This window comes from Lelliottia sp. RWM.1 (assembly GCF_016859735.1).
Lineage (GTDB): Bacteria > Pseudomonadota > Gammaproteobacteria > Enterobacterales > Enterobacteriaceae > Enterobacter.
On sequence record NZ_WLVC01000077.1, the window covers coordinates 1 to 7486 of the forward strand.

The following is a 7486-nucleotide window of genomic DNA, read 5'->3' on the forward strand; positions in this document are numbered from 1 at the left end:
GCCAGAAGAGGTGGCGCGAATCTTCGAACTAAGGTCCGAACTCACGCGGTTCCAGCGCACGCTCGGGGCTATGGCCGAGCTGGTGCGAAAGCTCGTTCGCGGCCACTTTCCCTGCATCAGCGCCGAAATGACACCATATTTCCACGACGTCGCGGACCATGTCCACCGCGTGCAGTCCATGGTCGACGGCCTCCTGCTTGTCCTGTCCACGGTCTTCGAGGCCAGCAGCCTTCTGGAAGCGCAAAGGATCGGTGTGGTCACTCGCCAGCTCGCGGCCTGGGCGGCGATCTTGGCGGTCCCGACGGCGATCGCCGGAATATATGGCATGAACTTCAAGCACATGCCGGAACTGGACACGCCATATGGCTACTTCGTCGTGCTCGGAGTGATAGCGGTGTTCTGCCTTCTCCTATTCATGCGCTTCAAGAAGGCCAAGTGGCTATGAGTAACGCACTTCGCGAGCTTCTCCGTCCGCCGAGTCACAGCGCGCTTTGTGCGCGAGCGTGTCCAATCCAGTTCAAGATGAAGGTGCTTCCATGACCTCCCAGGTGACCGACGTTCTAGAAGCAGTCCAGTCATTCATCGCCAAAGGCTATGACCGCGAATACCGCGTCAAGGACGGCAATCTCGTCGATCTCGAACTAGGGTCAACCCTCGATGCATGCAGCATTCGCGTCGATGCGGCGTTGCGCCTCGAGAGCGGGGACGACGGCGAAGATGCCTCCAACATCTACGCGATCACCGATCCGGCGACAGAGCATAAAGGCCTGTTGATCGACGCCTTCGACGTGTTCCACGAAATCTGCCCCCGCGACTTGTCCGAGCGCCTTGTGGCGCATCGGGAAACAGCACCGGCAGGTGACCAGGACGCGCCGAGCAAGCACGGACTACGGAAAGTCTACAAGAGCGAGTTTCACAGCGATCCCGAGCGTTACGTTCTGCGCGAGGGCTTTCCAGACTTCCCGCCATGCCCTTTCGGCCAATCCTTCAGCATCCTCGGCTTCGATACCGCCGAGCAGGAATATGTCTGGCTCGTCACGAGCATCATTCGAGATCCTCGGCTGATCAGGGTTCCATACCAGGGCGAAGACGTCATCAGCGACGAATAGCGGTGTCGCTTAGCCGGAAAGGCTGGCCTTCCTGGCCCACACATCTGCAGGCTGAACTTTAAGAACATCGAAAATTAGGAGGTGATTATGGACTGGAACAAGGACCACATACGAGAAACTATGCTCTTGCTGGAGACAGCAGCGTTGCACAGCGCTCGCGAAAACTACCTGGACTATGTCTCTACCGCTCGGCTCGATCGGAGCGAACCGATCGAAAACGACGAACTAGCTCAGGCCGAGGTCGCGAGCGACTTCGCTGAAGCGCTCGATGACACGCTCCATGACTACGCCAATAAACTCGAAAAGCTCAGGACGATCGATTTCGGCCCCAAGTTGGCCGTCAACGAAGGCGCTGTCGTCAAGCTGTCCGGCCGCCACTTTGTGATCGCGGTGTCAACGAGCAAGTTTACCTGTCAGGGGCGTGAGCTCATGGGCATTTCCACGATGGCGCCGATCTTCGAAGCGATCGAGGGTGCCCGAGCCGGGGAGACCGTGCAGTTCAACGGCCGGGACCTCACCGTAGAAGACGTGGAATAAAGCCCTCCACCGCAGCCGGCGCGCTAGTGCCGAACGCCCTGCATCTCTTTCTGCATGCATACGGTCACTTGCAGCCGCGTTGACCTGGCTCATCAAAGGCAAACTCATGACAACACCTTCATTCTTCATCACCCCCGGATACGGGACGCGCCTGCATGACGCGCTTCATTATTCTCAGGCAATGCGCATTGGTGACCGCGTGGAGATCTCCGGACAGGGCGGATGGAACGACGATCTCGTCATTCCGGAGTCGATTGAGGAAGAGATCGAGCAGGCGTTCAAGAACGTGGAACGGACGCTCGCGACCGCCGGAGCACGCTGGCCGCATGTGGTCCACGTCAATTCCTATCACGTCGGTGGATTCCCTCCCGTGATCAACGAAACAATGGCCAAGCTGTATCGCCACTACATGCCCGACCGCGCTCCAATCTGGACGCAGTTGGGAATCGAAGCGCTGGGGCTTCCAACCATGCGTATCGAAATTCGCGTAACAGCTATCATCGCCTGACCCCGCGGTTCGTGCAGGCGCCGTGCCGCGCTAATCCCGCACGCCCTGCGCCCGCTTCTCCATGCATATCATCGTATCGAGAGATCCGGTTATCATCGGCGTGCTCGGAGAACGGGGGGCCGCCTTGGCCTGGTTGGCGCGCCTCGGCTGCCTGCGGGCGATGGCCAGCACTGCCAGGAGCGTGAGCAACGCCGCCGCATAAAGGAACAGGCCGCCAGGGCCGACGATATTCATTGCAGCTGCTCCTATTAGGGGGCCAGCGGCTGTCCCGATCCCGTTGAGCAACAGAAGCCCGCGCGCGGTGCCGAGTAGCCGACCGGCCGGAAGATCGTCGTTTGCGACGGCGAGACACAACGAATAAATCGGGATGCCAAAGCCGCCGAACAGCGCACCTGCCGCAAGGAGCAGCGGCAGAGGCGCTTCCACCGCCAACGCTACGCCGATGGCAGACGCTGCGGACGCCAGCGCCGCACCGGCGATGACAAGATTCCGGGGCACTCGATCCGAAAGCCAACCGAGTGGCCAATGGAAGGCGAGCGTTCCACCAAGAACCGCAGCCATGAAGGCGGAGATACCGCCCACATCGAGGCCGATGCTCTGGGCGAAGTTCGCGCCCATGCCCCAGAAACCACCGATAGCCAGGCCGGCCAGGAAAGCGCCAGCCGCAGCGAGAGGTGATACGAGGACGAGGTCCCTGAACGCGACCCATTCCTGTTCCACCTGGGCCGGCGGATGACTGGGCAGCAAGGTGATCGGAACCACCGCCGCTGATATCAGCAGCGACACGATGAGGAACAATGTCACGTCGGCGGGCGGTGCGATGTTGAGTAACGCCTGCCCGATTGCCCATGAGCCCATAGAGACAACTCCGAATATCGACAGGAGCTGCCCGCGTGTGGATGGCAATGCGTGGGCGTTGAGCCAACTCTCCGTTGCGAGGATCATGCCCGCGTAGGCGAAGCCGGTAATCAGGCGAAGCGGCATCCAGGCGATCGGCTCCACGAACGCCACATGGAGAAGGGCGGTCATCGAGGCAATGGCCGCGAAGCCGGCGAAGGTTCTGACATGTCCCACGGAGACGATGATCGGTGGCAACACGAGCGCGCCGATCGTGAAACCCGCGAAATAGAAGGACATCATCGCGCTGATCGCGCCGGTCGAGAACCCCTTATGGCCGGCTCTCACGATCAGGAGCGTGCTCAGCAGGCCATTGCCCAGCAGCAGAGCGGCGACGCTCAGCAGCAGCGCCGCCACCGGCGCGAGAACGAGGCCGCGCTTGCCCGCCGACCTCATGGTATCCATCGCCGGGCTCGTTCTCGGGCCTGACTTGAGGGTTGATACTCTGCCGCACTGATGAACTGGTCGAATGCTTCGCACCAGATGACGACCGTGTTGTAGTCACGGACATCGATGCCGGCAGGCACCTCGACGATGAAGCCGTTGAACGTCTTCACATCGCCCACGCGGACTGATCTGTCCTTGATTAGGAGAAAGGCCTCCTTCGTGTCGACGAAACGTGGTGCGAGGTAGAGCTTGTAGTCGGGACCAGGGGCGAGGCGCCCGATATGGGCGATACGGTCGCGCGAGACCCGGATCTCGCCTTCCCCCCAGTGAAGCAGGTCGCTGCCTTTGAGATCGCGGGCCAGACGCCCTGCGTAGAGCGTCTCGGCTGAGATGGTCCGCAAGGCCGCCGCGTCCGGGGCCTGGGGGGCGGTCAGGATCGGCAGCGTGTAGACACCGCCCGCGAAGCCCATGGCGAGCATCGCGAGATGGGTGGCAATCAGGATGACCCAGCGCCGCATCGGTTACACCAGCTCCAGTCCCTTCACGAGCTGATCGGCGTCGAGATGGAAGTCCGAGAATACGATGCGGCCGCCAGCGTCCATCACGGAGAACCAGGGCGTTCCCCGCGTGCGGTAGTCCTCCATGAAGGTGGGAAGCGTCGCGCCGGCAGGTGGCTCGTCCTGACCGAACGCGACAGGAAGCGCATACTTGAGCTGGTTCACGCGCAGCTTCTCGAAGGTGTTCTCATCCGCTCCTTCGAAGACGGTCTGGATCACCGCGAAGCCCACGCCCTTGGCGCTCAATGCACCATGCAACCTTTGTAGCGTCGGAAATCCATGCAAATGGCAGCCACGGCACCAGTGCTGGAAGGCGAAGAGGACTTTCGGGCCGGTGCCGAGATCCGACAGCTTGAGCGGCGCGATGCTTTCTCCATCCGCGCCAATCCATCTCTGCACCCGCAGCTCGGGGGCTTGTCGTTCGTCGACGCTCATCTGATCCTCCAATTCCGATGCAGAAGTCCGATGAGTGGTCGCGTGTGGCGATGGCACGCGAACCTCACCGCCTTGATCCCCTACAGGTTGTAGGATGCGAGTTCGCCGACCGATACCTCGTGGCCAGCCCCGCCGTTCTTCCGTCGGTGTGTCACCGCCGCCCCTCAATGACAAAGGCGCGATAGCGGGAACCGGCAAAACGGTGCGCAGCGATGGTTTGGTAGGCGGGGCTATGATACCAATCACGGGCGGCCTGCATCGTCGGGAACCGCAAAATTACGGCCCCTTCGACGGGCGGCCCCTCCAAATGCTCCATCGCGCCATAAGCGGCGAGAAAGGTTACGTCGTGGCCATCGAACGATGGGCCGACGCCTGCAGAATAGGTTGCGAGTTCTTCCGGATCGGTGGTTTCTTCGCGGGTGAAGACGACGAACGCTTCCATCTTAAAGTCTTTCATAAGGTCGCATCTGCAGGCCACCGCCGCTGGCGATGGCCTTAAAGTCGTCAGGCTGGCAGCTCGAACCCGATTTTCGTGAGTGCCTCGACGCACGCATCCTGATCCTGCTGATAGTTGCCTCCGGAGATGCCGATCCCGCCGATCAACTTCCCGTCTTCCAGGATCGGATAGCCTCCGCCGACAGCGACCATCCGGGGGCGATAGGCCAGCGGCGCCACTTTTGGATCGTTCGAAACATAGTCGTTCCAGACATGGGTGGGGTACCCAAACGAGGCGGAACTCCAAGCCTTGTCGATGGCAACATCGACGGTGAGAAACGGCGCGTCATCAGTGCGCTCGAACGCGCGCAGGTTACCGGTGGCGTCGACGACGGCGACCGCAGCCGGGATGCCGATTGTACGTGCCGCGGCGATCGCCGCGTCGATGAGGGCGACGGCGGTTTCGCGGTTGATCGAGGCGGTGGCAATGGATTTCGTCATGAAATTTCCTTCGCCGTGGCGTAATCCGTCCGGCGTTCTTGAGGTTAGAAAAGACGTTCGGCGGTGGCAGTCATCAGAAGCCTTCGAGGACAATCTTGCCTCTTGCCGCGCCACTTTCGATCAGTGCGTGCACCGTCTTCAGATTGGCGGCATTAATTGGCGACAATTTTTCGGTTAGCGTCGTGCGAATTTTGCCGTCGTCCACCAGCACCGCCAGCGAATTGAGGATCTTGCCCTGCTCATCCATGTCGGGCGTGCCGTAGAGCGACCGTGTGAACATCAGCTCGTGGTGGATCGACACTGCCTTGCGCTTGAACAGCATGACGTCGAGCGCCTTGGGATCGTCGATGAATCCGAACCGTCCTTGCGGGGCGATCAGTTCGGCGATGTCGGATGCATGCTGCTCGGTATGCGTGGTCGAGAACACGAAAGCGGGAGCGCCGATGTTGAGCTCGGCAATCTGTGGCGCGAGCGGCCGAGAGTGGTCGATGACATGATGAGCCCCAAGCCCTTTAACCCACTCCTGGGTTTCCGGCCGAGAGGCGGTGGAGATGACGATGAGATCCGTGCGCTGTCGAGCGATCTGGATGGCGATCGACCCGACCCCACCCGCACCACCGATGATGAGGATCGCCGCCGCCCCGGGAACGGGCTTCGTCACGTCCAGGCGATCGAACATGGCTTCCCAGGCCGTCAACGTCGTGAGTGGCAGCGCCGCCGCTTCCGCCCAGTCGAGCGACGCGGGTTTACGACCGACGATCCGGGCGTCGACGAGATGGAACTCCGCATTGGTGCCAGGCCTTATGAGCGATCCGGCATAATAGACCTCGTCGCCTACCGCGAACTGCGTCACGTCGGGGCCGACCTCTTGCACGATCCCGGCCGCATCCCATCCCAGCACTTTCCAATCGCCATCAGCGGGCGGCGTGCTGCTGCGGATTTTGTAGTCGACCGGGTTGACCGAGACAGCCTTCACCTCAACCAGGATATCGCCTCCTTCAGCGACAGGCCGAGGCAGATCAATGTCGACCAGAGAGGCGTCCTCGGCGATGGGTCCCGGAACCTTGTAACCAACGGCTTTCATCGGTGTCTCCAGCTTGCTGTATCCTGAAGTCTTATCGATCAGATCGAAATTTCTTCCGAAATATACTCAGGATTTAAAGATTTCGCGTGTCAGACTATGAAGGTATGCGCGCAACATATCCAATAGCGGTACGACATAGTTTCCATACCTCGGAGCCGGATTCAGAAGTTTATCGAAAATAGCGGTTTATTGCTGTTCGGCGGGTGAGCATCCGGATGGAGGCGATAAGCGCCCAAGCGGTTGAGGAGTCGACCTCTCAGCGGTCGCGTTGGCAGGGGCGATCTCGCCCGCCGGTCTCACACCAACGTTGGCAAGCGACGGCGTCCGCTCGAAATCCGCTGACGGGGATACGCCTGCAATGCCGATTCGAAGCTATCGAAACTATAGCTACAGGGTATTGGGAAATCATACTGGACTGACGCTATAGTCTTCACGCATAACCACGACTCAAAATGGTCCAACACTTTTCTCTACGCTAATAGAGAATCCGGTATTCTGATTTTCAGTGAATTGGCTCGTTCGGCGGTTGTGCGCGCAAAGATCTTTTACAGAATTCTGAACTGAATCAGGTTCTGGTCTGTCGTGACAAGCAAGGGGGTTTCGCTATGGTCACCAGAGGTTTCACAGGCCGCGGTCCAGGCGGCGACCAGTCCGATCGGATACCGCCGGGTCAGCATCTCGTGGAGAATTTCCCTGTTCTGACGGCCGGGCCAACGCCGAGCGTGGAGCCCTCCGATTGGAAATTCACCGTCAAGATCGGTCCGAAGCCCGTCAAAGTGTGGAACTGGAGCGAGTTCAACGCCCTACCGAAGACCAAGATGACCCGAGACATTCACTGCGTCACGTCCTGGTCCAAGCTGGATACCGCCTGGGAGGGCGTACTCATCGAAGACATCCTTGCAGATGCAGGGCTCGATCGGCCCACCGATTTCGTCTTGGCGCACTGCTACGATAATTACTGGGGTCGGTTCCGGCTGAGGGCGAAATGACACCCTAAGCTTTCGGTTCCTTGGGCCAAAGATATTCGCCAGTCAGT

At 60.2% G+C, this 7486-nt stretch carries 11 protein-coding genes; 5 read left to right on the plus strand and 6 right to left on the minus strand.

The features are described from left to right. The 4 genes from GF617_RS25750 to GF617_RS25765 all read left to right on the plus strand — a co-directional run. On the plus strand, nucleotides 1-445 hold a 445-nt coding region (locus GF617_RS25750), incomplete at its 5' end, for a CorA family divalent cation transporter (protein WP_276509472.1). A gap of 91 nt (nucleotides 446-536) precedes the next feature. Next, nucleotides 537-1109: a hypothetical protein gene (locus GF617_RS25755; RefSeq protein WP_004099040.1), complete on the plus strand. Its 573-nt coding sequence runs from the start codon at nucleotides 537-539 to the stop codon at nucleotides 1107-1109. A gap of 87 nt (nucleotides 1110-1196) precedes the next feature. Next, nucleotides 1197-1646 (plus strand): hypothetical protein, encoded by a 450-nt coding sequence (locus tag GF617_RS25760; RefSeq protein WP_004099042.1) that lies wholly within the window; start codon nucleotides 1197-1199, stop codon nucleotides 1644-1646. A gap of 106 nt (nucleotides 1647-1752) precedes the next feature. Next, nucleotides 1753-2154: a RidA family protein gene (locus tag GF617_RS25765; RefSeq protein ID WP_004099044.1), complete on the plus strand. Its 402-nt coding sequence runs from the start codon at nucleotides 1753-1755 to the stop codon at nucleotides 2152-2154. Nucleotides 2155-2184: 30 nt separating this feature from the next. On the opposite strand, the gene GF617_RS25770 is transcribed toward GF617_RS25765, so the two are convergent. The 6 genes from GF617_RS25770 to GF617_RS25795 all read right to left on the minus strand — a co-directional run bounded on the left by GF617_RS25770 (nucleotide 2185) and on the right by GF617_RS25795 (nucleotide 6450). After that, nucleotides 2185-3456 carry an MFS transporter gene (locus tag GF617_RS25770; protein ID WP_004357638.1) on the minus strand — a complete coding sequence of 424 codons (1272 nt, stop codon included), beginning with the start codon at nucleotides 3454-3456 and terminating at the stop codon, nucleotides 2185-2187. Continuing rightward, entirely contained in the window at nucleotides 3444-3956 is a 513-nt protein-coding gene (locus tag GF617_RS25775) for a DM13 domain-containing protein (RefSeq protein ID WP_004357637.1), read from the minus strand. Before GF617_RS25775 ends, GF617_RS25770 begins: the two co-directional genes overlap by 13 nt. A 3-nt stretch (nucleotides 3957-3959) precedes the next feature. Continuing rightward, complete coding sequence (locus tag GF617_RS25780) at nucleotides 3960-4430, minus strand: hypothetical protein (RefSeq protein ID WP_011191345.1); 471 nt, start codon at nucleotides 4428-4430, stop codon at nucleotides 3960-3962. A gap of 151 nt (nucleotides 4431-4581) precedes the next feature. Continuing rightward, complete coding sequence (locus GF617_RS25785; RefSeq protein ID WP_011191344.1) at nucleotides 4582-4872, minus strand: DUF1330 domain-containing protein; 291 nt, start codon at nucleotides 4870-4872, stop codon at nucleotides 4582-4584. A 62-nt stretch (nucleotides 4873-4934) separates the two neighbouring features. Further along, complete coding sequence (locus GF617_RS25790) at nucleotides 4935-5366, minus strand: heme-binding protein (RefSeq protein ID WP_004357630.1); 432 nt, start codon at nucleotides 5364-5366, stop codon at nucleotides 4935-4937. A gap of 73 nt (nucleotides 5367-5439) precedes the next feature. Further along, nucleotides 5440-6450 (minus strand): zinc-binding alcohol dehydrogenase family protein, encoded by a 1011-nt coding sequence (locus tag GF617_RS25795; protein ID WP_011191343.1) that lies wholly within the window; start codon nucleotides 6448-6450, stop codon nucleotides 5440-5442. Between the two features lie 605 nt (nucleotides 6451-7055). Between GF617_RS25795 and GF617_RS25800 the strand changes: the two genes are divergently transcribed. After that, nucleotides 7056-7439, plus strand: a complete 384-nt coding sequence (locus GF617_RS25800) for a molybdopterin-dependent oxidoreductase (RefSeq protein WP_224750805.1) — start codon at nucleotides 7056-7058, stop codon at nucleotides 7437-7439. Nucleotides 7440-7486 lie beyond the last annotated feature (47 nt).